Genomic DNA, 24,118 nt, shown 5'->3' with positions numbered 1-24,118 from the left:
TAGTATAAAATATTTTTATACTATTTTCGTTTTTTATACAAAAGATAAGTTTAATGTAATAAGGAGGATAATTATGTTATTTAGGTTAAATGAATTTTTTATGGCTGTTTCATTTGCTTTGGACTTTGTAGAGATGGATATTCTCGGGATGACATCTAATCATGGAAAAAGAACTGCATATATTTCAATTAGTATCGCTAAAGAAATGGGATTAAGTTCTGAAGAACTCCATGATGTAGCTGCGCTTGCAATGCTACATGATAATGGATTAAGTGAGTATAGTCTGCATAAAAAATTAGCTACAAAAGAATTGAAAAATGCAGCATTATTAGAAGGTGTAAAAGAACATTGCACAATTGGAGAAAAGAATATTAAAAACTATCCACTACTGACCAATGTGAAAAATATAATTAAGTATCATCATGAAAGGTATGATGGCACAGGATTCTTTAACTTAAGGGGAGAGGAAATTCCTTTAATCTCGCAAATTATAGCAATCGCTGATGCTCTAGAAAAGAGTTTTGATTTACAAAATAATAATCATGATATGCGGAATAAAGTTTATGAATTTGTGGCACATCAAGAAAATATATCGTTTTCTTCAAGAATTATAAAAGCTTTTTTAAAAGTCACTGAAGATGAAGAATTTTGGATAAATTTGAAAAATGATTTTGTTAGTATAGCATTAAAGAAAGAAATTCCTGAGTATAGTTTAGAGTTATCTTTCGAAGAAATTCATAATATAACTAATGTATTATCAAAAATTATTGACTCTAAATCTAGATATACTCAAAAACATTCTCAAAGTTTATCGGAAAAGGCCGCTATTATGGCAGACTTTTATGACTTAGAGCAAGAAGAAAAGATGAAGTTAATTATTGCAGCTGATCTTCACGATATTGGTAAGCTAGCGATCCCAAACTATATATTAGACAAGCCGGGCAAACTTTCTGACGAAGAGTTTAGTATTATTAAGAAACACCCGGATTACACTAGATTAGCTCTGCAAGAAATAAAAGGATTTGAGGAGATTACTGAATGGGCTTCAAATCATCATGAAAAGTTAAATGGAAAAGGATATCCTATTGGCATGGGGAATAAAGAATTAGATTTTAATTCACGTCTTATGACTTGTCTTGATATTTATCAAGCACTTACTGAGGAGAGACCGTACAGAAAGGGACTATCCCATGAAAAAGCAATGGAAATATTAAATAACATGATTGATGATGGATTTATAGATATTAAAATAACTAAAGATATTGATTATGTTTTTAGTAAATCAGAATATATAGATAAGAAATTAAAAATAATGGATGCTATGAAAGTATAAAACCACTTATCTAAAGGTGTAGATTTCATCTTTAGATAAGTGGTTTTATTTTAGCCATTTAAAATGAGAATATGTATTTTTAGGAAAACTCAACCTTACCACCACCAACAATTATCACAATATGATCAAAATCAAGAGGTTTAAGAATAAAACTTTGAGAGTTTGGTTCTAGTCTTAAAAATTCCTGCATCAGTTGATTCCCATCAAAGACCATTACAATAGCCCGGCCAGTAGGTGACGCATTCCGTACTTTATAGGAAGAACCAGTAAGTAAACCTATATCTTTAACTTTGTAAAATCCCTGATCTAAATATTTGGTTTCAGCCATAGCTGTTACTGCACTTATATTAAATGATAAAAATAAAAAAATAGAGAATATAGCAATAAATTTTTTCATTAGTTTAACTCCTTTTAAATTAGTGTAAATAAATGAAATATTTCAACTTTTATTATGTGAATTAAAAATATAATTTATACAAACTCATGTTTTCATTAAAAATTCTAATAAAATAAGAAAATACTTTTATTAATTTACATAAAAATAGAGTGACTTTTATAAGTTTTCACATAATATATATATTATGAAATTATTAAAACTGATATTTCATGATTTATATTATCTAACCTTGGAGTAATGCTCTTTTTTTTATTGATAGGCAATTTTTTATAAGCCAAAGTTTCTTTATTGAGGAATATTTTATTTCTATTGGGATAAGCTATCGTTAAATTAGTTTTTTCAAAAGGAGAATTATAGATGAGCACTGAATCATTCAAAAGATATCAAGAAAAAATTGTATATCTTATGAGGCTAATAAGAGAAAAAGATTCTTTAGATATTATTAAGGAAGATGCTAAAGAAGATTATGATATAACTGCAGACAAAAGAGATACTGTTATACCATTTAGAAAAATTAAATAGTTAGTTTATCTAGATGAAAGACCTGTAATTTAAAACTCAGGTCTTTTTTCGTGCTCAAATTTATAGATAAACAGACTATGACTTAGACTTATGCATATAACCAACCGAAAGAGAAGGTATGGAAAGTATTTCAAAGTATAAATCAAACTCTTAATTGGGATATCTATATACGTTTCGAGATTAGAAAACAGAATTATGCATTTAATAATTTTCAGATTTTACTGATTATTTAATAATATATATCTTAAGTTTTTTAATTGGATATCTATATTTTATAAATTAAATTATCGGCAAAATTATCAGTAGGTTTATCGGTAATATTATCGGTCTAATATCAATTGTTTTATAAATTATTATTATAAGTCAATGTGCAATTTGTTAGTAGATATGACAGCTATTAGCGTTGACTATAAAATATTTGGTAAATTAAAGAAAATTAAAGGAAGTATAAGTAATATCCATATAATTGCCAAAATTATCAGTTTTTATGATAAAATAAGATTTTAAAAATATCAGTAAAACTGATAAAATATAAGTATGTTAGGACAAGGAGTAAATAATGATAAGTAGTGGGTGAAGGGGAAGTGGAGAGATGAAATTAACGCCAATAAGACTGAGAAGACTTAATTTGGGCCTTGAAAGTAAAGAGGTTATAGAGGCTCTAAATATAAGCAGAAGTACATTTTATAAACTGGAACAAGGCTGGTCAATTCCATCAGCTCAAGTTATGAAAAAATTGGCTGATTTGTATAATTGCACAGTAGATGAAATCTTTAAAGATTTTAGGATAGCGGAATAGAGTTAATAAATCAAATCTAATAATTCATGTTTAACAGGTCAAGCTTAATCAATAAAAGTGAAGGAGAAGATATTATGAAAGAACTAGTACAAACTGTGATAAAAACCATTGATAGCAGGGAAATTGCAGATATGTTAGGGGTAAAGCATTATAAAATAATTGAGAAGCTTGAAGGGACAAAGGATGGTAAGTATAAGGGAATTATCCCGATTCTTACTGACCACAATTTTGTGGTGAGTGATTATTTTATATTAAGTTCTTATAAAGACAGCAGCGGAAGAGAAAACAAATCTTATCTTTTCACTAAAATAGGTTGTGATTTTATTGCTAATAAATTTCAAGGGGAAAAAGGAATATTATTTTCAGCAAAGTATGTAAAGAAATTTGAAGAAATAGAAAGTGAAAATCAAGAATCACAAAATAAATTAGTAACATCAAGTAAACTTGAAACGCAGATTGCAGTGTTAAGAGAATATTATACAAAGATTGATGAAATAAAAGCTCACATTGATGATTTTAAAAACAGTGTTCCCCTTTATAGTATTGAATGCAAAGAGCTTCAAGCATTAGTAAGAAAGGTTGGAATAAAGGCCTTAGGTGGATATAAAACACCAGCCTACAATAATAATTCATTAAGATCAAAGGTTTATTCAGATATTCAACATCAGCTTAGAAGAGAATTTGGTGTAGAAAGATATGAAGCCATAAAGAGATGCCAGTTTGAAATTGCTAAGAAAATAATAGAAGAATATAAACCTCCAACAGTTTTAGTAAATCAAATAACCTTACTAAACAGCGAAATAAGTTTGGATTTGGCGGTGGTGTAGATAAACATCCTGTAACTTAGAATTAGGTGGTGACTTACCGAAATCAGAAACATTGTTGCACCCTAAAGGGCATAATAATTTCGCATGGCTATGAAAATTTTGCTGGAAGGTTATAAATGCCAGGTTGCCACCACTTAAACTTGCTCCAAATATTCATTTGGACAAGTTTAAGTGGAACAATCAGCCATTAATAACCTTCAGCAGCTCATTTTCAAATGCCTGCTGCATATTATACCCCTTGTGGGTACAAAAATGTTTCTGATTTCTAGATAAGATATCCACATAAAGTTCTAATAGATTTGTAAATTCTTTTATCTAATAAACCAATAATTATTATGAATATCCATGTAGAAAAGCCAATCTGAAGATAAAAGAGAGTATATTGAACTGGTAAGTCAGAAATATTCTTTGCACTTAATGGAATATTGTTTCGCAGGATTTAAAAATCATGAAATATAGAAAGAAAGAATAATTTATTGCAAGGGTGGAGAAAGAAATTGGGAACTATTTTTAGGGGTTTGGAAGTTGTTGATAGATTAAAAAGGGATGTAAGAGAAGAGGAACTTAAAGACTTTAAAGATATGTTAAATGATGAAATGAAGGAACTCAATAAGGAACTTGCTGTAAAGGAGAAATGAGAGGGGAATTTTTTATATTTAAGAGCTAAGAGGGGGAAATCGAATTGGTAGTGAAATGTCATTGGAAAACCTGTAAAAACTATAAGGATGGAATATGTAGAGCAGAAACAATAGAGCTTAAAAGCTTTGATTATGAAGAAGACAATGAGGAACTAGAGGGTTTAAAATGCAGTAATTATCAATATGATTCCTTTTGGATGTGTGAAAAGGGGAGAGAGGTAGATACTTATATTATTTAATCTGCCATAGAGATAAATATTAGAAAACAATGTAGGAGATGAGAAAATGAGTGGAGGATGGTTTAAGATTCATAGATGTCTTTTTGATAAGGCTATTTGGATTAAGTCTACATTAGAACAAAAGGTTATTCTTATTACTCTTTTAAGTATGGCGAATCATGAAGAAAAAGAATGGGAATGGGGAGGCAAAAAGTTTACAGCAAAGCCTGGAGAACTTGTTACATCCCTAGAAAGTATTGTGAAGAAAAGCGGCATTGGTATTTCTGTTCAAAATGTTAGGACAGCCCTTAAAAGATTTGAAAAATATGAATTTTTAACACAAGAAGTAACAAAAACAGGGAGGTTTATAAAGATAACAAATTGGGGGCTTTACCAAGGCAGTATTGAGAAAACTAACAAAGAAGCTGACAAAGAACTAACAAATATACCACAAGCCTCTAACAAAGAATTAACAACTAACAAGAATGAAAAGAACTATAAGAATGATAAGAATAAAATATATATAGGTGAATTTACACAAAATGATAGTTTGAGAGAAAGCATAATGGATTTTATGAATATGAGACAGAAGATAAGAAAGCCAATGACACATAAAGCTTTGACAATAATGCTATCAAAGTTAAAAGCTTTTTCTCAAGATGAAAAGATTCAAATTAGGATTTTAGAAAATAGCATAGAACACTGTTGGAAGGGAATATATCCATTAAAGGAGGAGAGTTATGGAGAGTGTTATGGACAGAATTATGCAAAAAGTGAGAGAAAGTTCAACATCAAAATACCAGAATGGAGACCAAGAGCAAGTACCCATCTTGAAAGGGATGAGCCAATGTAAGTGTGAATTATGTAATGATACAGGTTTTATTATTAAAAGGCAAGAAAATTCCCAGCCATTAATGACTCCATGCAAGTGCTTGGAAATAGAGAAGGTAAAAAGGCTATGGAATAACAGTGGAATTAATATTGATAACTTTAATAAGAATTTCAGCAATTTTGAAGAATGGTCAATGAAATCAAAAGAGATGAAAGCTAAAGCCACAGATTATTATAAAAGCTTTAATGAAATACGAGGAGAGAGAAGAAATTCAATTTTGTTTTGTGGGAATCCAGGTAGCGGCAAAACTCACATCGCTTTGGCCTTAGCTAATAATTTTCTGAAGAAAAACATAAAGGTTATTTATATGTCTTACAGGGATGTTATTACAAGCCTTAAGCAGAACATGCTGGATGAAGAGTTTTATAAGAAAACTCTAAGCAGATATCAAACCTGTGAAATTTTATTACTTGATGATTTGTACAAGGGTAAAGTAAATGAAACTGACGTTAATATAATGTTCGAGCTTGTGAACTATAGATATCTTAATCATTTGCCAATAATAGTTTCAACAGAATTTACAATTGAAAAACTTTTAAGCTTTGATGAGGCTATAGGAAGCAGAATATATGAAATGGCTAAAGATTTTATAGTTGAAATTGAAGGTACAAAAAATAATTATAGGTTAAAATAAAGATGAAATCTTATAGATTAATGTGAAATACAAAGTCATTTAAAAGCTTTTAGGCAGAATATTTAAAGAGCTATGAAAAAGATTAGGGAGTGAGTTTCGTGAGTAGTACTTTAGATAGAGTGAGAAAATATAAGGAAACCTTAGCAGATATTCATGAGATAGATTTAAGAGTTGAGGAGCTTGAAGAAGAACTAGAAGCCATAAATCGAATGAATAAAGAAGATAAAATGGAGGAGAATCTTAAGAACATCTCTAAAGTTGAACAGCAGCAAGAAGAATTAATAGGGAATAAAGAAAAATTATATAGGGAACAGGCAAGTAAAAAAGGGAATTAAAAAGAATTGAAAATGCAATGACTATTTTAACAGAGGATGAAAGAAAAGTGATTCAGATTGTTCATATACAGCACAGAAAATACTATGTAGTTCAGGATAAATTGCACCTGTCATATCCAAGAGTAAAACAATTAGAAAAACAAGCTGCAACAAAAATGGAGAAGTATCTTTAGATAAACACATTTACTTAGAGTTAAGATATAGCTTACCGAAAGAAAAGGTATTCTGTTTCTCAATGCAACACTGCGCAAAAGAATACCTTTTCTTTCTGGTTTAGTGTATATTTCAAAGTATAAATCAGGTTTGTGTTTATCTAGAGCATGTTTGGAAATTGAATGAGAATTTTATTCCAGCAAAAGTTACATACATTTTTGTATGCTCATGAGCGAAAGCTCAGGACAAGCAAAGAGGGAACAACTTTTACTGAAGAAATCCTATAGGAATTTTCTCAATGCAGCACTGCGCAAAAGAATACCTTTTCTTTCTGGTGTATGCATATCTCGAAGTATAAATAGGATAGATGTTTATCTAGGGGGGTAAAAATGAAACCCACGGCAAATAAAATTGCCGTGGGTTATTTTAGTTTGTTATTTATCCTATTTAGTGCCGTTTTTACAACAATCAATGCAAAGCTTTATCCATTTGATTGAAGATTCTTCTCGTATAATGGCGCCCTTTAGAACAAGATAGTCTCCAAATGCATCACTATCAACAGGGGGAATACCATCATAAGGATCTAACTGGGTGTATAAGAAAGTTAGTCTGTCTTGGTGCTGCTCTAATTGTTGCTCTAATAAATAGATTCTAGTACTTATCTCTAAATTATTTGAAAAGTACATTCTAAGGCGAAAAACATTCTTTGGAGTCTGTTCCATAGGCTCATCTTTTTTTAGCCATTTTAAAAAGTCTTTCCTGCCTTTTTCTGTGATATTATAAACTTTTTTTTCTAAAACATCTCCAGTAATTTCAATATCATAAACTATGAGTTTTTCATCCACCAATTTTTTTAGTTCTGGATATATTTGACTATGTTTTGCACTCCAAAATTCCGCTAATTGAAAATTAAATTCTTTTCCTATATCATAACCAGTCATTGGTTTTCTATTTAATAATCCTAAAATTGCATATTTAAGTGTTCTCATAAACACACCTCTTTCTTTGGCGTCTAGTTATTATAACATGATTTTCTCAGATTACAATTTTGTCAAAGTATAAAAAATTGATTGAAATTGAGTGCAGGAGAATATGTTAAATAACTACTTATAAGTAAGTATATCTAATGAAACATATTTTGAATAGTATATAAAAATAAATATATAATAATAAACATATAAATATTTATATATTCATATTTACATGTTTATTTGGTTGTGATATTATTAACATGAAATTGTGATAATATTAACAAAAATAGCAAGGGGGATTTTTTATGGAATTAACAAAAAAAAGATGGATTATTTTAATCGCAAGCTGTTTTATCAATTTATGTATTGGTTCAATGTATGCTTGGAGTGTATTTGCAGCTCCTATGGCAAGCTATTTGAGCCAAGTTACTGGAGCCACGCTGACTGCTGGAGCTCTAGCAATCGTTTTCACTGTTACTAATTCAGTAGGACCTATAACAATGATTTCGGGTGGAAGAATTAATGATACATTTGGACCTAAAAAAGTTATCTTTGTTGGTGGGTTGCTTTTTGGTGGAGGTATGATCTTATCAGGTTTTGCTAATGGATTAGGTATGTTAGTGTTAGCCTATGGTATCATAACTGGACTTGGAATTGGAATGGTATATGGATGTACAATAAGTAACTCTATCAAGTTTTTCCCAGATAAACGTGGATTTGTTGGAGGTATTACAACTGCATGTTATGGGTTTAGTTCAGTAATAGTACCACCAGTTGCAAACATACTGATCAGTAATTTTGGAGTAACTGCAGCATTTAAGATAATCGGTGCAACATTCTTAATTATTGTTTGTGTTTGTTCGTTTGTCATTGATAAATGTCCTGTAGGATTTATTCCTGAGGGGTGGACACCACCAGTATCCCAGGGTAGTAAGTCAAATCAAAATGATAAGAATTGGAGAGAAATGCTTGCAAGTCCTACGTTCTATGTAATGATTTTAGTATTATTATGTGGTGCATTCACTGGATTAATGTGCTCTTCAATGGCCTCACCTTTAGCACAAGGTATGATTGGAATGCCAGTTGCAGCTGCAACTACAGTAGTTTCTATATTAGCATTATTTAATACTGGCGGCCGTATTATAGCAGGTTATCTTTCGGATAAAATTGGTAGAATAAATACGCTTACTATTGCCTTTATTATTGCTGTTATTGGTCTTACATGTTTATATTTTTCGGGTCAAGGAGATGTAACTAAATTTTATGTAGGTATCGTAATTGTAGGTGTATCCTTTGGTGCATTTATGGGGGTTTTCCCTGGATTCACAGCAGATCAATTTGGCGCTAAAAATAATAGTGTTAACTTTGGAATAATGTTCATTGGTTTTGCAGTATCAGGTTACTTTGGACCAACAGTTATGAGAAATGTATATGCTGCTGATCATAGCTATCAAAGAGCATTTTTAATAGCTGCAGTTATGTGTGTTATTGGCTTTGCATTAACTTTTATTTATCGCTATATGCATAAAAAAGCAATTTCAACTAATAAATAAGCGAATATGTAAACAATTGCGTGTTAATTATTAGACAATGATTGATACTTTTAGATATGAATTAATTAGAAAATATAGTTATTATCAAGGAATCATGTGAGAAATTTACAGAAAAACTTTACTAAACAATAGATTAAGGAGAATAGAATTATGGAAAGAAAATATCCAAACCTTTGTAAGCCAATAAAAATTGGAAATGTAACTTTTAGAAATAGAATGTTTTCAGCTCCTATGGGAGGAACAGATATTACAGCGGATTGTACTATTGGGCCTGCATCTACAGCTTTTTATGAATTAAGAGCTAAGGGTGGGGCAGGTTCAGTTACTGTAAGTGAGGTTGTGGTTCATCCTAAAACTGAAGCTTCACATATGTATCATTTAGATCTTCAAACAGTAGGTTCACTTGCAAGTTTTACTTACACAGCAGATGCTATCCGTCGTCATGGAGCAATTGCCAGCGTAGAGTTATCTCATTCAGGACAATATGCTGGAACTTATTTAACTGACAAGAATAAAAAAGATGGACTAGCTCAGTGGGGACCAAGCATTGGAGTTCGTCCAGATGGTCGTGAAGTAAAGGAGCTTACTCAAGAATTAATAGATGATATAGTAAAAGCTTATGGAGATACAGCTGCACTAGCTAAAAGAGCAGGATTTGAAATGGTTATGGTTCATGGTGGACATGGATGGCTAATTAATCAATTCCTATCACCTTATTTTAATAAGAGAACAGACAAGTACGGTGGTTCATTAGAAAACAGAGTTCGTTTTGCTCAGGAAGTTCTTGATAGCGTACGAAAAGCTGTTGGACCAGGATTCCCGATAGAATTTAGATTTAGTGGTTCTGAATTATTTGAAGGTGGATATGATCTTGCAGAAGGTGTTGAAATTGCTAAATTAATTGAATCAAGAGTAGATTTACTTCATGTATCTGCAGGAACTTACCAAAGAGGATTTGGTCTAACGCATCCTTCTATGTTTTTACCACATGGATCAAATGTTTATCTTGCAGCAGAAATTAAAAAACATGTAAGTGTTCCAGTTGCGACACTTGGTGGTTTAAATGATCCAGAAATGATGGAAGAAATCATAGCTAGTGGAAAAGCTGATGTTGTTGAAATGGCTCGTGCACTTTTGGCTGACCATGAGCTTCCACAAAAGGTTATGAGCAATCGTGATAAGGATATTGTAAAATGTTTAAGATGTTTTACATGTATGGCAGAACGTGCTATGACATCTACAAGACGTTGTACAGTTAACCCATTAATTGGACGTGAACTTGGAGGAACAGAAATTATTCCGGCGGCAACTTCACGTAAAGTTTTAGTAGCAGGTGGTGGACCAGGAGGACTCGAAGCTGCAATAACTGCTGCAAAACGTGGACATAAGGTAATCCTTTGTGAAAAATCTAATGAGGTAGGTGGAATACTTAAGGGAGAACAAGCACTTCCATTTAAGTATGAAATGTATGAATTAGGTGTTACCCTTGGAAAATTAGCAGAAGATGCTGGTGTTGAAATTCGTTTAAATACAACTGTTACAAAAGAATATGTTGAAAACGAAAATGTTGATGCATTAATTATAGCAGTTGGTTCAGAACCGCTTGTTCCGCTAATCCCAGGTTTAGATGGCGATAACGTAGTAGTTGTTAATGACTATTATATAGAAAAAGACAAGGTTAGCAGTGAAGTAGTAGTTCTTGGTGGAGGTCTTGCAGGTTGTGAAGCAGCAATACATTTAGCACAAGAAGGAAAAACTGTACACTTAGTAGAAATGAGACCTGAACTTGCTCCAGATGCAAACATAAGACATCGTCCAATTTTATTATCAGAAATCGAAAAGAATAATATTCATGTGCATACAGAATATAAAGGCTTAAAGGTAACAGAAGAAGGAGTTTTATGTGCTGATTCAGAAGGCAATGAACATCTTGTACCAGGTACTTCAGTAATTTGTGCATTAGGACAAAGAGCAAGAAGAAAGGTCGTAGATGAATTAGTTGAATCTGCACTTTGGGTTAGAGAAATTGGAGATTGTGTACGTCCATCAACTATAACGACTGCAGTATATCAAGGATACCATGCTGGGCTTGATATCTAAGCATTGGATTATAGGTTTGAAAAAATAGATAAGTACCTATACTTAAACTTCATCCAATAATAACCGAAATCAGATAAATGTTTATTTCACAAACATTTATCTGATTTTTTTGTGCAAAGATGTGCTAAGTTTAAATGTTGTGGTATATCAAACTGAAAGAAAAGTCATTCTGTTAATTGATTGTTTGAGAAAGTTTCAGTGAATTTCTAACAGTAAAAGTTGCACCATTCTTATATGATTTTGAGCGAAAGCTCAGGACAAGCAAAAATGGAACAACTTTTACTGAAAAAATCCAATAGTAATTTTACATAGACCAACTGGTTCTATACTTAGGGGCAACACAATAAGAGGAGAATTGAATCATTGATGTGATGTTTTGTGAATTATGTTATAATAAGCATGAAATCAAACTATAACCTATTAAAATAGTTAGATAATATAAATCAAAATAGAATGAATTTAGGGTGAATGAAATGATTATTATTATAACAATTTTAGTATCTTTTTTGTGTGGTTCAATTCCAACTGGATACTTGCTTACTAAAAGGTTTTGTGAAATTGATATAAGAACTAAAGGCAGTGGAAATATAGGTTCAACAAATGTTAAAAGAATTGCAGGAACTAAGATATCTATTATTACTCAGATAATCGATATCTTAAAGGGAGTAATTCCTGTGGCTTTAGGCATTTATTTAGCCAAGACTATAGAGTTGCCAGTGTCAGAAAATACTTATGTTTCTATAATTGCCATAGCAGTAATTTTAGGACATAATTATACACCATTCCTTAAATTTAAGGGTGGAAAAGGAGTAAATACAACTCTTGGAGCATTTATATTGATTGCACCAATTCCAACGTTAACTGGAGTTGCAGTTTATTTTATATTGCGATTTATTACAAGAATAGTTTCTATTAGATCTATTTCTATAGGTGTAACAATACCTATTATGTGCATTATTATGAAATTACCTATTGCGATAATATTTTCTGCTACTATAGCTTGTATTTTAATGGTAGTTAGACATAAAGACAATCTAATAAGGATTGTTAATAAAGAAGAAAAATAAAGCTTAAAAAGCTGAAAGGTTCTAAATGGATGGCGGCCACATTTCTATTTGTAGCGACTATAAATTTAAGAAGATTAATAGTGAAAACTAATAAAGTTAAGTAAGCAAGATTTTCAAAATATGCTATAATTGAGATTAGATTGAGTTATACAGCTAGTATAAATGTGTATTAAATTTCGTTTAGTTGTATCTATAGAATTAGTAATCACAGCATATTTTTTGAAAGGAAGTTATAATTATGAGTACAAATGAACAGAGAGTATATGATATTTTGAGTTCATTAGAAATTGATTATATAAAATATGAACATAAGCCGGTGTATACTTGTGAAGAGGCGAAGGAATTAGAGCTAGAAATTACCGGACAACATTGTAAGAATCTTTTTCTTAGAAACAGAAAAGGTGATGTTCATTATTTAGTGGTTTTAGATGAGAGTAAAAAAGTTGATTTAATAAATTTATCAAATCAAATTGGCAGCAGCAGATTATCTTTTGCGTCAGAAGAAAGGCTATTTAAATATCTTCAGCTTAAGCCAGGTTCTGTTACCCCTTTTGGTTTAATAAATGATGAAGAGAGCGAAGTTATGGTTCTTATAGATAAGGATATTGTCAATAAAAGTCCTATTAATTTTCATCCAAATGTTAATACTGCTACCTTAGGAGTTTCTTATGATGATTTTGAGAAGTTTCTTAAATGGCATGAAAACAAGTTTGAATACATAGAAATTTAGAGTAGATAATTAGGGAATGTTATATCTATATTTTTTTGTATTTCTGGAGGGTGAAGTATGAAAATAAGGTTAATGACAACTGAAGACTATAATGAAGTGTATAAATTATGGACAAATACTAATGGAATGGGAATGCGTAGTTTAGATGATTCTTTTGAAGGAATCGCAAAGTTTATAAAAAGGAATCCTAAAACAAACTATGTTGCCTATAATGAAAATAAAATAATAGGTGTAATTTTGTGCGGACATGATGGAAGAAGAGGATACATCTATCATACGGCGGTTAATCCCGACTATCGTAAAAGTGGGATTGGAAAAGCATTAGTGGAGGCTGTAGTAAATGCGTTGAGAAAAGAAGAAATAAATAAAGTTGCCCTTGTTGCATTTGCATCAAATGATTTAGGAAATGAGTTTTGGCGAGCCTTGGGTTTTGAGAAAAGAGATGATTTAGTTTATAGAAATCTTAGTATCAATGAAAATAATATTTAGGGGGTAAGTTACAAAATAAGTCTAGTTACATGTTGGATATCTAGATATACTGTAAAAACCTAAACAATGTGCGGAGGAAAAATTATGTTAATTACTAATATTTTGACCAGTGTAATTTTTATTGTTGTCGGAGCAATCTTAAAGTTACGGCCACCAAAGAAGATAAATAGCGTTTACGGATATAGAACTTTTTTTGCCATGAAAAATAAAGAAACATGGAAAGAGGGGAATAGTTTTAGTGCTGTCATGATGTTAATAGGAGGAAGTATATCTTTGAGTTTTTCCCTATTAATTACACTATTATTAAGAGAAGAGCCTAATTTATCTAGTGTAATAAGTATTACAGGATCTTTATTAATTACTTTCAGCTTCACTTTATATACGGAAATCTATTTAAGAAGGATTTTTGATGAAGAGGGGATAAGGAAGACTAAATAACAAATTATTTACTTAGCTGATTTTTGAGATGGTATTAGTAACTTCACTAATACAGCTATATAATGAGTATATTTTAAGACTTATAAGATGATTGCATTATCTTATAAGTCTATATTTTTCATGCAAATTAGGTTAAGTGTTTACTATGATTTTTTTTACATATTCCTCATAAGGTTATTGTCAATCAATGCTTTAGCTTCTGGAATCCCTCTATGCAAGAAACAGGTATGTATTTTTAATGTTTATCACTTTTCGAACCAATAAACCTTTTCAATTCATCTTTTGAGATTTTTTCATCATAATAATCTAATTTCATGTCTACAAGTTCAAGAAGTTCAGTATATTTCCTGATTTCTTCTTTTAATATTTCTTTTTGCTCGATCATAATGTTACGTCTTTCTGGCAAGGTGTCAATCCCATCTGTACAAAGATTTACATAATTCTTTATATATGAAATAGACATTCCTGTAGCTCTCATGCAGCACACTAGTTGTAGCCAGCCTAAATCAATATCTGTATATACCCTCCTACCACTATCATTACGTAGTACGGAAGGTATTAGTCCCTCCCTTTCATAGTATCTTAATGTGTATGACGATATGTTAAATTTTTCCGCTACTTCTTTTATTGAGTAATTCATAATTGCACTCCTCTGAATAACATTACTTAGTTTTATATTAAAGTATAGTAACAATTATAAGGGTTATTATAATTGCAAATCAATATTTTGAAAAATTTTAAATTCTCTATTGACTTACACTGCGCTCTAAGAAATATACTAACAATATCGCAGGCGATTTAAGTTCATTTTATAAGTTAAATTACATATAGAAAAGGAGAAAAATATGAGAAATACTATTCAAGCACCAATAAATTCAGGTTATGGATTTTCTACAACTTCAAAAGAGGTAATAGAAAATATAAATTTACAAGGTAAAGTGGCAATTGTTACTGGAGGTTACTCAGGAATTGGGTTAGAGACAGCAAAGGTCTTAGCAGAAGCTGGAGCTACTGTTATAGTACCAGCAAGGAACATTGAAAAAGCAAAGAGTGCTGTAGAAGGAATTCAAAATATAGAGCTAGAAACTTTGGATCTTATGGACCCATCCTCTATTGATAGATTTGCTGAGAGGTTTATAGCTTCTCAGAGGCAGCTAAATATTTTAATAAATAGCGCTGGAATTATGGCTCCACCACTAATGAAAGATAAGAGAGGATATGAATCTCAATTTTCAACAAACCATCTTGGACACTTTCAATTAACAGCAAGACTTTGGCCTGCTTTAAAAAAGGCTGGCAATGCAAGAGTTGTCGCAGTTTCTTCAAGAGCACAACGCCTCGGAGGGGTTAATTTCGAAGACCCAAATTTTGAAAAAACAGAATACGATAGATGGAAAGCATATGCTCAATCTAAGTCTGCCAATGTACTTTTTGCAGTTGAGCTTGATAGGCTAGGTAGAGAATATGGAGTAAGAGCTTTTGCAGTTCATCCAGGGTTAATTCCAACTACTGACCTGGGGAGATTTTCTCTTGATGGAAAAGTCACCACACAAGAGATAAAGAGCAATAGCAAAAAGACTGATGCTAAGGAACAAGCGAATGAATTTAAAACTATTGATCAGGGTGCAGCTACATCGGTATGGTGTGCAACGAATCCTATATTAAATGGAATGGGTGGTGTGTATTGCGAAGACTGTGATATCGCTGAGTCTGTTCAGTCCGACAGCCTAAAAGGAAATGGTGTACGTCCTTGGGCTATAGATTCAAAGCTTGCTAAAAAATTGTGGGAGCTTAGCGAAAACCTTACGAGTGTTAAATTTTCTTTTTAGATTATATTCATATTAAGCTTAACAATAAATTCCGCGTTGTTTATCTATAATCTTGCCAAAAAAACGCAAAAAGTGTATAGTAAAGAGATTGAAGAACACAGAAAGAGAGCGGTAAAACTATGGATAATATTTTTAGTGATCAAATACTACTATGCCCAGTTTGCAAGGATAAATTAATTAAGGATGCTTCGAATAAAATGTATAGATGTAATAACAAGCATACTTATGATATAGCAAAAGAGGGATATGTAAATTTACTTATTAGTAATCAAAAAAGAAGCAAGAATCCGGGAGATTCTAAAGAAATGGTTTTAGCTAGAATAGACTTTTTAAATAGAGGTTACTATAAAGCAATATCAGATAAAATAAGTGAAATGATTGCTGAATTTCTAAGGAAAAATGGAAATGATAAGTCTAATATATTAGATTTAGGTTGTGGTGAAGGTTATTATTTAACTAATTTAAAGAATTATCTGAATGAGAAAAATATAAAAGCTGATTATTATGGTATGGATGTATCAAAAGATGCAGTAAAATATGCTAGTAAATCTGATAAAGAATGTGTTTGGTCAGTTGGAAATAATTTTCATATTCCTGCAGAAGATAAATCAATAGATTGTATACTTTCAGTATTTAGTCCAATAGAAATCAATGAGTGCAATAGAGTTTTAAAAGATGATGGAGTTTTCGTAAGGGTACTGCCTAGAACTAACCATTTAATACAGCTAAGAGAAATTATATATTCAGATGTAAATTTAAATGATAAGGTATATCAAGCAAGTGCTGAAGAAAATGATTATGTAAAAGAAGCTAATGTTACATATGATATAGAATTAAATAAAGAAGAAATATTGAGCTTACTTAAGATGACACCTCATTATTGGAAGTCAACGCCAGAAAATAAAGAAAAACTAGAATCATATGAATCACTTGTTATCACTATAGATATGCGTATTGGTGCATTTCAAAAGAAAACAAAGTAGGACTTATTGATTTTACTAAAATAATATATTAACAGAGTATAAAAGCATTATTCTTTAATATTGTTGAAATAGAAACAAAAAATTAATATAATATTGTTAATGCGCCAAAGAGTGGGAGGATAGGTCATGAATAAAGAAGAACAGGTCATGATGGGTTTTAGGGAATTATTTAATAAAATTGCTTGGCTTAATAAGTTTAAGATGGAAGGCAGTTTTGAAGATTATAAGTCTTCTGAAGTACATTACATTGAATGCATTGGAAGAAATGTAGATTCCAACGTGACAAAGCTTGCAGAGTCTCTTTATATGACTAGGGGGGCCATAAGCAAAATGACCAAGAAGCTCATAAAAAAAGGTGCCATTGAAAGCTACCAGAAGCCAGATAATAAGAAAGAACTTTATTTTAGGCTTACTGAAGAAGGTCAAAGAATTTATAAAATCCATGAGAAACTTCATAAAGAATCTCAGGAGCGAGATAAAGCCGTTTTTGATCAGATAACTGAGGAGCAATTTGACAATATGCTTAACTTCATAGAAAAGTATAGTAATCATTTGGATGCAGAAATAAAAAAATGGATATAGATATTAAATCGGAATAAATTTGAATAATGAAAATAAAACCACATGCAGCTAAGCTCTATTGAGAACTGGCTGCATTTTTATTGTTTTTATTTTTGTTGACAAGGAAACAAAGTGATGATATGATGGTTTTGTTGACAAGGAAACAAAAATATAACTTATGAAAGGAGAATTTAAATGTCTAAATTTAAATCATATAATGAACATAACACAGAAAAAACTGTAGATAAAAATGCTTTAATATTCGGTCTTATCTCCGTATTTCTTTGCGGAATAGGCTTTGGTATAATATCCCCTGTCGTTCCATTCTTAGTACAACCTTATACAAGCAATCAGGGGGAACAAGCTATAGTCGTTACACTGCTTACATCTGTTTATGCAGTATGTGTGTTTTTCGCGGCCCCTGGACTTGGAGCTTTGAGCGACAAATATGGTCGTCGTCCAGTTCTCTTAGTATGCCTTTTAGGTTCTGCAATCGGGTATCTGATTTTTGGTATAGGAGGAGCTCTATGGATACTATTCGCTGGACGCATAATAGATGGTATAACAGGCGGAACTATAAGCACTATCTTTGCATATTTTGCGGACATCATTCCTCCAGAACATAGAACTAAATACTTTGGATGGATGAGTGCAATTGTAGGTGTAGGGGGCGTCATTGGTCCAACTCTAGGTGGATTACTTGCCAAATTTGGTTATTCTGTACCTTTGTATTTTGGAGCAATTATAACTTTATTGAATGTTGTTTATGGACTCTTTTTCATGCCTGAAAGCCTTGATAAGAATAATAGACTGAAAGAAATTACCATTGTAAGACTGAATCCATTTACACAGCTTGCAAACATACTTTCCATGAAAAGCATACAAAGGCTGCTTGTTTCAGCATTTTTAATTTGGATACCTAACGGATCACTTCAGGCAGTTTTTTCACAATTTACAATGGATACTTTCAGCTTTCAGCCTACAATGATTGGACTTATGTTTTCAATTATGGGATTCCAAGATATCATTTCACAAAGTTTAATTATGCCAAAGCTTTTGGTAAAACTTAGCGATAAACAGATAGCAATTCTTGGAATGATTTCGGAGATTATAGGCTACAGTTTTATTGCGCTATCTGCATTATTCTCATTCTATCCTCTTCTTATCGCTGGAATGTTTATATTTGGCTTTGGTGATTCAATTTTTGGGCCTTCATTTAATGGGATGCTCTCAAAGTCTGTAGATTCTAGTGAACAAGGAAGGATTCAAGGAGGCAGCCAATCTATTCAGGCTTTAGCAAGAATGATTGGGCCTATCATTGGAGGTCAAATCTATGTATCAATTGGTCATGCAGCACCCGCTTTTATGGGGATGATCCTTATATTAGCGGCAATATCAGTTTTATATAAGAGAAAGAATGTAAATATGTAAACTGCCTACTTTTTTTAGGCAAGTATCTACCTTGAATAGTTTCATTTTTTTTATCATTGATGAAATAACAGCTGACTTTTTATAAATAAACAAACAATCGACATAAAATGCAAGAATCTTTAGAAAAAATAGTGAGAAAATGTTGTATAATGTAATTATAGTTATAGTAACCAATTCTTAAAAATGCAATTGTATATCTAATTAGAAAATATGTTAATTTGCAAAGGCAATTGTCATATAACCGCGTAAAGGACAAGCTTAAAATGTATAACTATAACTAAAACATCTCACATGTTTGGAGGGATAAAGATGCTTAAAAAGAACTTAGTTTTACTTATAGCCTTGGCTTTATTATTATCAGGCTGTGGTGGAGCAAATGAAGATAAAGGAAAAATCCAAGAAAACGTACAAAAAAGTACTTCAGAAAATAATAATACATCTAATGATAAAAAGGTTAAAGAAAATCAAGACCCGGCTATTAAAAAGGAACCTGATTCACCATCAAAGTCCGACTCAAAAACTGAGTCTAGTTCCAAAATACAACCTACAGAAAAGTCAGAAGCTGTCCAAGTTCAGGATTTTATGCCACAACCAAAATCCTTTGATAAGGTTGTAGTATCTAATCCATCAGCATTAAGCACAAAAGCTATAGGATGGTCGTGGTTATATTCCTCAAGAGATAGTGCTGATCTTTTAAAAAAATATAACGGGTATGGTTTTGGTGATACTTCTAAGAAGGTTATTTATCTTACCTTTGATGAAGGTTATGAAAATGGATATACTTCACGCATTTTAGATACTTTAAAGGCTAACAATGTACATGCCGTCTTCTTTGTAACAAAGCCTTATGTGACTGGCAGCTACAATGGAGTTCCAGATAGTGAGCTATTAAAAAGAATGGCTAATGAAGGGCATATAATAGCAAATCACTCTGTACAGCATAAATCTATGCCTACATTTACAGATGAAAATGCATTTAATGCTGAACTTAAGGGAGTAGAGGAAGCAGTAAACAGTATATCAGGCTGTAGAATGTCAAACTATTTCAGACCACCAGAGGGTACTTTCAGTGAACTATCACTTTATTATACTCAAAAACTTGGCTATAAATCAGTGTTTTTTGCTCTTGCCTATAAAGATTACGATGTAGATAAGCAGCCAGATCCAGGAACTGCTAAAGCAACTCTTTTAAAGAATACTAGAGATGGCGCAATTGTTCTGCTTCATGCGGTATCTAAAACTAATACTGAAATTTTAGACAGTCTGATTAAAGAATGGAAGAGTCAGGGGTATCAATTTAAAACTTTAGATGAGCTGCCAAGTTAGATAAATTAAAGTGATTTAAAGTTTAGCTGTTTAATTTACAATAGTTTTGAGGAGACAGTTCGTAAACAATAGGTACCATATAATTGAAAATTCAAATGAAACTAATTTATACTTTGAAATATACACTATACCAGAAATAAGTGACATACTTTTGTGGAATGTTTCATTGGAAATTTTGGTGGATGTGATTCTTAAGTGAAATTTCAAATCTATGATTTGATTAATTGAACTTACTCAGGGAACGTAGTGAGTCGAGTTTCCTTTAATATTGTTCCAAATATGCTAGTTCAAAGCTTGTTTTTGAAGCTAGCATTTTGGGTACAACTTTTAGTCTTAGGAATCACCCATCAAAATTTCTTAGAAACTGGAGCAAAAGTATGTTACTTATTACGGTAAAGTATGTTTTTACTATATTTTCTTTGAATAATCTGTAATTCCAAATCTATTTCCAAATGGATCTTCAAATTCCACAGCCATTCCAGTCATTATTTCAAAAGGTTCTGATAGAAACTTAACTCCATTTTTTAATAGCTTATCATATTTTGTCTCTACATTTTCAACTTCAAGCCAGATTGTTGGTTTCGTATTTTTAAATACATTTTCGTCTTTTAATATTATTGCTGGTTCTTCAGCACCTATGTTAAAAGCAATCATTCCTTTATTAGAGAAATCGAATTTAAGTTTTAGTCCCAAAGTACCTTCATAATATTTTCGTGCTTCCTCGAGATTTGTTACTCCTAGTAAAAAGTTATCATAGTTTTTCATGTTTATAATCCTCCTCAAATATAGATTAAATTAAGTAAACTTATATAGTATTAAACATCTAAATAAGTTCTTTTCATATATATAGATGCAATAAAAAAGGGAGAGGCACGAATTTAATAAAATTTTTATAAGATTTTCTAATGGGAATAATTTAAAAGTATAATAGAAGTTTAATGATATGTTATAATTAGGATAATATTTTGAGTAACTTATTAATATTAATATAGATGATGATTTTTATGACGAAATAATAATGTATCTATATCTCTAAAGTTTTAATGAATAAATATAAATAAATTTCTATGGAGGTACCAAAAGGTGATAGAGAAAGCCATACTTATTGCTGTAAACGCTCACAAGGGGCAGGTTGATAAAGGTGGGAGCCCATATATACTTCATCCATTAAGATTAATGTTTTCAAGAGAAGATGAAGCGGAAAAGATTTGTGCTGTCCTTCATGATGTAATAGAAGATACTGATGTTACATTGGATTATTTAAGAGAAAAAGGTTTTTCTAAAGAAGTGCTATCTGCGTTAGATGCGCTTACAAGACGTAAAGGTGAGACTTATGAGGAGTTTATAGATAGAATAATTGAGAACAAGATAGCATGCAATGTAAAGTTAGCAGATTTAAATGATAATATGGATATATCAAGAATTAAAAATCCTACTGAAAAAGATTATGAGAGATTAGAGAAATACAAGAAAGCAAAAGATAAAATTCTTAATTATTTAGAAAAATATTAAATTAAATATTACTATATTTACAATATATGTTATAATGGGTAAGGTTCTGTGAAGATTACATTACCATGAAACAAGTTAGTGTTAAGAGGGGAAAGTTAAATAAGATTGCAATCGTAATTGCAACTAAAAAACATGTATTTTTTGAGAATTTATCAGGTTTTTGAATAACTCCAAATAAAACGCTATTATTTTCAGGGGGAACCATTAATGTACAAATTTGTTGATCAAATTTACTTAAATGAAGAAAAATGTGTAGGTTGTAATAAGTGTCTTACTAACTGTCCGGTACCTGGTGCTAATATTGCCTACCTTGTTGATGGAAACATTAAGATAAAAGTAAATCCAGAAAAATGCATTCATTGCGGAGAATGCATTAAGGTATGTGATCACGATGCAAGATATTATAAGGATGATACAGAAAGATTCTTTAAAGATCTGCAAAGTGGAAAAAAGTTATCGGTAGTTGCAGCGCCTGCTATTAGGGTACAGTTTCGTAAATATAAAAAATTATTGGGTTACTTAAAAAGTTTGGGTGTAAATTTTATTTATGATGTATCCTTTGGAGCTGATATATCAATTTGGGCATACTTAAGAACTATAAAAAAATATAATTGTAATTCTATTATAACTCAGCCATGTCCACCAATAGTTAATTACATAGAAAAATATCAACCGGAATTGCTTGATAAACTTGCACCAATACAAAGTGCTATGATGTGTATGGCAATTTATATGAAAAAATATGCACATATAAAAGATGATATAGCTTTTTTATCACCATGCATAGCAAAGGCAGATGAAATTCATGATGAAAATACACATGGAAATGTAAAATATAATATAACCTTTAATAAACTTTCAGAGTATTTAGCTTCAAATAATATTGATATATCACAATTTGAAGAAAGCAGCTTTGATGATATGGGTTGTAGTTTAGGTTTTCTTTTTAGCAGACCAGGAGGTTTTAAAGAGAATATTGGTTATTACATAAAGGATGCGTGGATAAAAGAAATTAATGGAACTGAATACGCTTATGATTATCTACGTGGATATAGTAATAATTTAAAACAAGATAAAGAAGTGCCTCTAATTGTAGACATTTTAAATTGTTCCAATGGTTGTAATTTTGGGACAGGTACCTGTAGTAAATGTGCCAGTGCTGAAAGAATTGATCAGGTTGATAGTGAATTCAATAAACTAAAGAGCGCAAAAAAGAAAGATAAGGGCGGAAAATTATTTCGAAAGAAAGTTGATTGGTTACATGGATATTTTGATAAAAATTTAAAACTGGAAGATTTTATGAGATTGTACAATAGAAATGTTGTTATCAATAATATAGTTGAACCAACTGAAGAACAATATGATGAAATTTTTACTAAATTAAATAAGCATACAGAAGAATCAAGAAATATTAACTGTTTAGCATGTGGCTATGGTTCATGTAAAACCATGGCATTAGCAATCTTTAATGACCTCAATGTACCATCTAATTGCATTGATTATAATAAAAAGGAAGTAATAAATGAGCATTATATATCAGAAGCAAGGAATGAATTTTTTACAAATATATCTCATGAATTAAGAACTCCTTTAAATGTTATTTATTCAGTTCTGCAGCTTGAAAGTACTTATAAAGATACTTTAGTTATAGATGATATTATGAAATACAATGATATAATAAAGCAGAATTGTTTAAGACTCATAAGATTGGTTAATAATATTATCGACGTATCAAGGATAGAAGCAGGATTCTTTAGACCATTATTTAAAATGGAGAATATCGTAAGCGAAGTTGAAAATATTGTATTTTCAATTAAAACTTATGTAGATAATAAAAAGATGAATTTAATATTTGATACTCAAAAAGAAGAAATATATCTTAGCTGCGATACACATTTAATTGAGAGGATAATGTTAAATTTGTTATCTAATGCAGTTAAGTATGGAAGAGAAAAGGGAACTATTAAAGTTAATATTTATAGTAAAGATTCTAAAAGTGTAACAATTAGTGTAAAAGATGATGGAGTAGGGATACCAGAAGAAATGCATGAGAAGATTTTTGAAAGATTCCAAAAGGTAGACACAAGTTTATCTAGAAAGAATGAAGGCAGCGGTATAGGTTTGTCTCTTGTAAAATCTCTTGTAGAGCTACAAGGAGGGACTATTACTTGTAAAAGTGTGCTTAAACAAGGATCTGAGTTTTTAGTAACGTTCCCTATTGAGCATCAAGACCATAAGCTATCTGAAAACATGGAAAGTCATATACTTTATAAAAAGGATAGTACTGAAAATGTTGATATTGAATTCTCGGATATTTATTTTTAGGAATATAAATATAAAGATTTAAGCACTAATAAAATAGTGCTTTTTTATAATATAC

Annotated in this window: 26 protein-coding genes and 1 pseudogene; 23 read left to right on the top strand and 4 right to left on the bottom strand. The window is 31.0% G+C overall.

All coding sequences use genetic code 11. The annotated features are described in order from the left end of the window. Positions 1 to 73: 73 nt before the first annotated feature. The gene (locus D2A34_RS18200; protein ID WP_119367507.1) at positions 74 to 1,333 is read left to right on the top strand and encodes an HD-GYP domain-containing protein; all 1,260 of its coding nucleotides are present in this window, start codon (positions 74 to 76) and stop codon (positions 1,331 to 1,333) included. Between the two features lie 79 nt (positions 1,334 to 1,412). On the opposite strand, the gene D2A34_RS18195 is transcribed toward D2A34_RS18200, so the two are convergent. Continuing rightward, positions 1,413 to 1,730 carry a hypothetical protein gene (locus tag D2A34_RS18195; protein WP_079441435.1) on the bottom strand — a complete coding sequence of 106 codons (318 nt, stop codon included), beginning with the start codon at positions 1,728 to 1,730 and terminating at the stop codon, positions 1,413 to 1,415. 357 nt (positions 1,731 to 2,087) lie between these two features. Here D2A34_RS18195 and D2A34_RS26860 point away from each other — a divergent pair, with 357 nt between their 5' ends. The 9 genes from D2A34_RS26860 (at position 2,088) to D2A34_RS27285 (ending at position 6,768) form a co-directional block, all read left to right on the top strand. Next, complete coding sequence (locus tag D2A34_RS26860) at positions 2,088 to 2,252, top strand: hypothetical protein (RefSeq protein WP_160361345.1); 165 nt, start codon at positions 2,088 to 2,090, stop codon at positions 2,250 to 2,252. Positions 2,253 to 2,844: 592 nt separating this feature from the next. Further along, positions 2,845 to 3,051: a helix-turn-helix domain-containing protein gene (locus tag D2A34_RS18190; RefSeq protein ID WP_079441436.1), complete on the top strand. Its 207-nt coding sequence runs from the start codon at positions 2,845 to 2,847 to the stop codon at positions 3,049 to 3,051. A 74-nt stretch (positions 3,052 to 3,125) separates the two neighbouring features. Further along, positions 3,126 to 3,878, top strand: coding sequence for an ORF6C domain-containing protein (locus D2A34_RS18185; RefSeq protein ID WP_079441437.1), 753 nt, complete (start codon positions 3,126 to 3,128; stop codon positions 3,876 to 3,878). A 497-nt stretch (positions 3,879 to 4,375) separates the two neighbouring features. Further along, positions 4,376 to 4,516, top strand: coding sequence for a hypothetical protein (locus D2A34_RS26855; RefSeq protein WP_169896847.1), 141 nt, complete (start codon positions 4,376 to 4,378; stop codon positions 4,514 to 4,516). Positions 4,517 to 4,566: 50 nt separating this feature from the next. Further along, positions 4,567 to 4,755 (top strand): DUF1540 domain-containing protein, encoded by a 189-nt coding sequence (locus D2A34_RS18180; RefSeq protein WP_242966157.1) that lies wholly within the window; start codon positions 4,567 to 4,569, stop codon positions 4,753 to 4,755. A gap of 46 nt (positions 4,756 to 4,801) precedes the next feature. Beyond that, positions 4,802 to 5,587 carry a hypothetical protein gene (locus D2A34_RS18175; RefSeq protein ID WP_119367506.1) on the top strand — a complete coding sequence of 262 codons (786 nt, stop codon included), beginning with the start codon at positions 4,802 to 4,804 and terminating at the stop codon, positions 5,585 to 5,587. Then, positions 5,475 to 6,260, top strand: a complete 786-nt coding sequence (locus tag D2A34_RS18170; RefSeq protein WP_341467262.1) for an ATP-binding protein — start codon at positions 5,475 to 5,477, stop codon at positions 6,258 to 6,260. Before D2A34_RS18175 ends, D2A34_RS18170 begins: the two co-directional genes overlap by 113 nt. A 98-nt stretch (positions 6,261 to 6,358) precedes the next feature. Next, a complete protein-coding gene (locus D2A34_RS27290) occupies positions 6,359 to 6,595 on the top strand; it encodes a hypothetical protein (RefSeq protein WP_243128360.1) in 237 nt (78 codons plus the stop codon). Between the two features lie 17 nt (positions 6,596 to 6,612). Then, on the top strand, positions 6,613 to 6,768 hold the full coding sequence (locus D2A34_RS27285; RefSeq protein ID WP_243128359.1) for a hypothetical protein: 156 nt from the start codon (positions 6,613 to 6,615) through the stop codon (positions 6,766 to 6,768). A 423-nt stretch (positions 6,769 to 7,191) separates the two neighbouring features. Here D2A34_RS27285 and D2A34_RS18160 read toward each other — a convergent pair whose 3' ends face one another. Further along, on the bottom strand, positions 7,192 to 7,737 hold the full coding sequence (locus D2A34_RS18160) for a PadR family transcriptional regulator (RefSeq protein ID WP_119367504.1): 546 nt from the start codon (positions 7,735 to 7,737) through the stop codon (positions 7,192 to 7,194). A 287-nt stretch (positions 7,738 to 8,024) separates the two neighbouring features. On the opposite strand from D2A34_RS18160, the gene D2A34_RS18155 reads away from it, so the two are divergent. From D2A34_RS18155 to D2A34_RS18130, 6 genes are all read left to right on the top strand, one after another. After that, positions 8,025 to 9,272, top strand: coding sequence for an L-lactate MFS transporter (locus D2A34_RS18155; RefSeq protein ID WP_119367503.1), 1,248 nt, complete (start codon positions 8,025 to 8,027; stop codon positions 9,270 to 9,272). 150 nt (positions 9,273 to 9,422) lie between these two features. Next, entirely contained in the window at positions 9,423 to 11,372 is a 1,950-nt protein-coding gene (locus D2A34_RS18150) for an oxidoreductase (protein ID WP_119367502.1), read from the top strand. A gap of 473 nt (positions 11,373 to 11,845) precedes the next feature. Continuing rightward, positions 11,846 to 12,439: a glycerol-3-phosphate 1-O-acyltransferase PlsY gene (gene plsY / locus D2A34_RS18145; protein WP_119367501.1), complete on the top strand. Its 594-nt coding sequence runs from the start codon at positions 11,846 to 11,848 to the stop codon at positions 12,437 to 12,439. A gap of 238 nt (positions 12,440 to 12,677) precedes the next feature. After that, a complete protein-coding gene (locus D2A34_RS18140) occupies positions 12,678 to 13,169 on the top strand; it encodes a prolyl-tRNA synthetase associated domain-containing protein (RefSeq protein WP_079441663.1) in 492 nt (163 codons plus the stop codon). A gap of 57 nt (positions 13,170 to 13,226) precedes the next feature. After that, positions 13,227 to 13,658 carry a GNAT family N-acetyltransferase gene (locus tag D2A34_RS18135; RefSeq protein ID WP_079441662.1) on the top strand — a complete coding sequence of 144 codons (432 nt, stop codon included), beginning with the start codon at positions 13,227 to 13,229 and terminating at the stop codon, positions 13,656 to 13,658. An 84-nt stretch (positions 13,659 to 13,742) separates the two neighbouring features. Further along, positions 13,743 to 14,096, top strand: a complete 354-nt coding sequence (locus tag D2A34_RS18130) for an SdpI family protein (protein ID WP_243128358.1) — start codon at positions 13,743 to 13,745, stop codon at positions 14,094 to 14,096. Between the two features lie 235 nt (positions 14,097 to 14,331). Here the strand turns inward: D2A34_RS18130 and D2A34_RS18125 are convergent, their stop codons facing one another. After that, entirely contained in the window at positions 14,332 to 14,736 is a 405-nt protein-coding gene (locus D2A34_RS18125) for a MerR family transcriptional regulator (protein ID WP_119367499.1), read from the bottom strand. A 205-nt stretch (positions 14,737 to 14,941) separates the two neighbouring features. Here D2A34_RS18125 and D2A34_RS18120 point away from each other — a divergent pair, with 205 nt between their 5' ends. The 5 genes and pseudogenes from D2A34_RS18120 to D2A34_RS18100 all read left to right on the top strand — a co-directional run bounded on the left by D2A34_RS18120 (position 14,942) and on the right by D2A34_RS18100 (position 20,226). Beyond that, the gene (locus tag D2A34_RS18120; protein ID WP_119367498.1) at positions 14,942 to 15,925 is read left to right on the top strand and encodes an oxidoreductase; all 984 of its coding nucleotides are present in this window, start codon (positions 14,942 to 14,944) and stop codon (positions 15,923 to 15,925) included. A gap of 119 nt (positions 15,926 to 16,044) precedes the next feature. After that, positions 16,045 to 16,908: a putative RNA methyltransferase gene (locus D2A34_RS18115; protein ID WP_119367497.1), complete on the top strand. Its 864-nt coding sequence runs from the start codon at positions 16,045 to 16,047 to the stop codon at positions 16,906 to 16,908. Between the two features lie 126 nt (positions 16,909 to 17,034). After that, positions 17,035 to 17,507: pseudogene (locus tag D2A34_RS18110) on the top strand (MarR family transcriptional regulator). 157 nt (positions 17,508 to 17,664) lie between these two features. Next, positions 17,665 to 18,900, top strand: coding sequence for an MFS transporter (locus D2A34_RS18105; RefSeq protein WP_119367495.1), 1,236 nt, complete (start codon positions 17,665 to 17,667; stop codon positions 18,898 to 18,900). Positions 18,901 to 19,209: 309 nt separating this feature from the next. Continuing rightward, the gene (locus D2A34_RS18100; RefSeq protein WP_119367494.1) at positions 19,210 to 20,226 is read left to right on the top strand and encodes a polysaccharide deacetylase family protein; all 1,017 of its coding nucleotides are present in this window, start codon (positions 19,210 to 19,212) and stop codon (positions 20,224 to 20,226) included. A 408-nt stretch (positions 20,227 to 20,634) separates the two neighbouring features. Here D2A34_RS18100 and D2A34_RS18095 read toward each other — a convergent pair whose 3' ends face one another. Then, complete coding sequence (locus D2A34_RS18095; protein WP_119367493.1) at positions 20,635 to 20,991, bottom strand: VOC family protein; 357 nt, start codon at positions 20,989 to 20,991, stop codon at positions 20,635 to 20,637. A 318-nt stretch (positions 20,992 to 21,309) separates the two neighbouring features. Here D2A34_RS18095 and D2A34_RS18090 point away from each other — a divergent pair, with 318 nt between their 5' ends. Beyond that, a complete protein-coding gene (locus D2A34_RS18090) occupies positions 21,310 to 21,738 on the top strand; it encodes a GTP pyrophosphokinase (protein WP_119367492.1) in 429 nt (142 codons plus the stop codon). Positions 21,739 to 21,945: 207 nt separating this feature from the next. Beyond that, positions 21,946 to 24,063, top strand: a complete 2,118-nt coding sequence (locus tag D2A34_RS18085) for a [Fe-Fe] hydrogenase large subunit C-terminal domain-containing protein (protein ID WP_119367491.1) — start codon at positions 21,946 to 21,948, stop codon at positions 24,061 to 24,063. Positions 24,064 to 24,118 lie beyond the last annotated feature (55 nt).

The organism is Clostridium chromiireducens (assembly GCF_003575225.1).
Taxonomy (GTDB): domain Bacteria; phylum Bacillota; class Clostridia; order Clostridiales; family Clostridiaceae; genus Clostridium; species Clostridium chromiireducens.
The sequence above is the reverse complement of the archived record's forward strand: the minus strand, read 5'-3'. Positions and strand labels throughout refer to the sequence as shown.

Excerpts from the sequence above, each read along its gene's own strand:
- D2A34_RS18175 (WP_119367506.1), top strand. The coding sequence starts at position 4,802 with ATGAGTGGAGGATGGTTTAAGATTCATAGATGTCTTTTTGATAAGGCT.
- D2A34_RS26860 (WP_160361345.1), top strand. The coding sequence starts at position 2,088 with ATGAGCACTGAATCATTCAAAAGATATCAAGAAAAAATTGTATATCTT.
- D2A34_RS18125 (WP_119367499.1), bottom strand. The coding sequence starts at position 14,736 with ATGAATTACTCAATAAAAGAAGTAGCGGAAAAATTTAACATATCGTCA.
- D2A34_RS27285 (WP_243128359.1), top strand. The coding sequence starts at position 6,613 with ATGACTATTTTAACAGAGGATGAAAGAAAAGTGATTCAGATTGTTCAT.
- D2A34_RS18200 (WP_119367507.1), top strand. The coding sequence starts at position 74 with ATGTTATTTAGGTTAAATGAATTTTTTATGGCTGTTTCATTTGCTTTG.
- D2A34_RS18170 (WP_341467262.1), top strand. The coding sequence starts at position 5,475 with ATGGAGAGTGTTATGGACAGAATTATGCAAAAAGTGAGAGAAAGTTCA.
- D2A34_RS18130 (WP_243128358.1), top strand. The coding sequence starts at position 13,743 with ATGTTAATTACTAATATTTTGACCAGTGTAATTTTTATTGTTGTCGGA.
- D2A34_RS18150 (WP_119367502.1), top strand. The coding sequence starts at position 9,423 with ATGGAAAGAAAATATCCAAACCTTTGTAAGCCAATAAAAATTGGAAAT.
- D2A34_RS18115 (WP_119367497.1), top strand. The coding sequence starts at position 16,045 with ATGGATAATATTTTTAGTGATCAAATACTACTATGCCCAGTTTGCAAG.
- plsY (WP_119367501.1), top strand. The coding sequence starts at position 11,846 with ATGATTATTATTATAACAATTTTAGTATCTTTTTTGTGTGGTTCAATT.
- D2A34_RS18190 (WP_079441436.1), top strand. The coding sequence starts at position 2,845 with ATGAAATTAACGCCAATAAGACTGAGAAGACTTAATTTGGGCCTTGAA.
- D2A34_RS18155 (WP_119367503.1), top strand. The coding sequence starts at position 8,025 with ATGGAATTAACAAAAAAAAGATGGATTATTTTAATCGCAAGCTGTTTT.
- D2A34_RS18085 (WP_119367491.1), top strand. The coding sequence starts at position 21,946 with ATGTACAAATTTGTTGATCAAATTTACTTAAATGAAGAAAAATGTGTA.
- D2A34_RS18105 (WP_119367495.1), top strand. The coding sequence starts at position 17,665 with ATGTCTAAATTTAAATCATATAATGAACATAACACAGAAAAAACTGTA.
- D2A34_RS18135 (WP_079441662.1), top strand. The coding sequence starts at position 13,227 with ATGAAAATAAGGTTAATGACAACTGAAGACTATAATGAAGTGTATAAA.
- D2A34_RS18100 (WP_119367494.1), top strand. The coding sequence starts at position 19,210 with ATGCTTAAAAAGAACTTAGTTTTACTTATAGCCTTGGCTTTATTATTA.
- D2A34_RS18185 (WP_079441437.1), top strand. The coding sequence starts at position 3,126 with ATGAAAGAACTAGTACAAACTGTGATAAAAACCATTGATAGCAGGGAA.
- D2A34_RS18120 (WP_119367498.1), top strand. The coding sequence starts at position 14,942 with ATGAGAAATACTATTCAAGCACCAATAAATTCAGGTTATGGATTTTCT.
- D2A34_RS18195 (WP_079441435.1), bottom strand. The coding sequence starts at position 1,730 with ATGAAAAAATTTATTGCTATATTCTCTATTTTTTTATTTTTATCATTT.
- D2A34_RS18095 (WP_119367493.1), bottom strand. The coding sequence starts at position 20,991 with ATGAAAAACTATGATAACTTTTTACTAGGAGTAACAAATCTCGAGGAA.
- D2A34_RS18160 (WP_119367504.1), bottom strand. The coding sequence starts at position 7,737 with ATGAGAACACTTAAATATGCAATTTTAGGATTATTAAATAGAAAACCA.
- D2A34_RS18140 (WP_079441663.1), top strand. The coding sequence starts at position 12,678 with ATGAGTACAAATGAACAGAGAGTATATGATATTTTGAGTTCATTAGAA.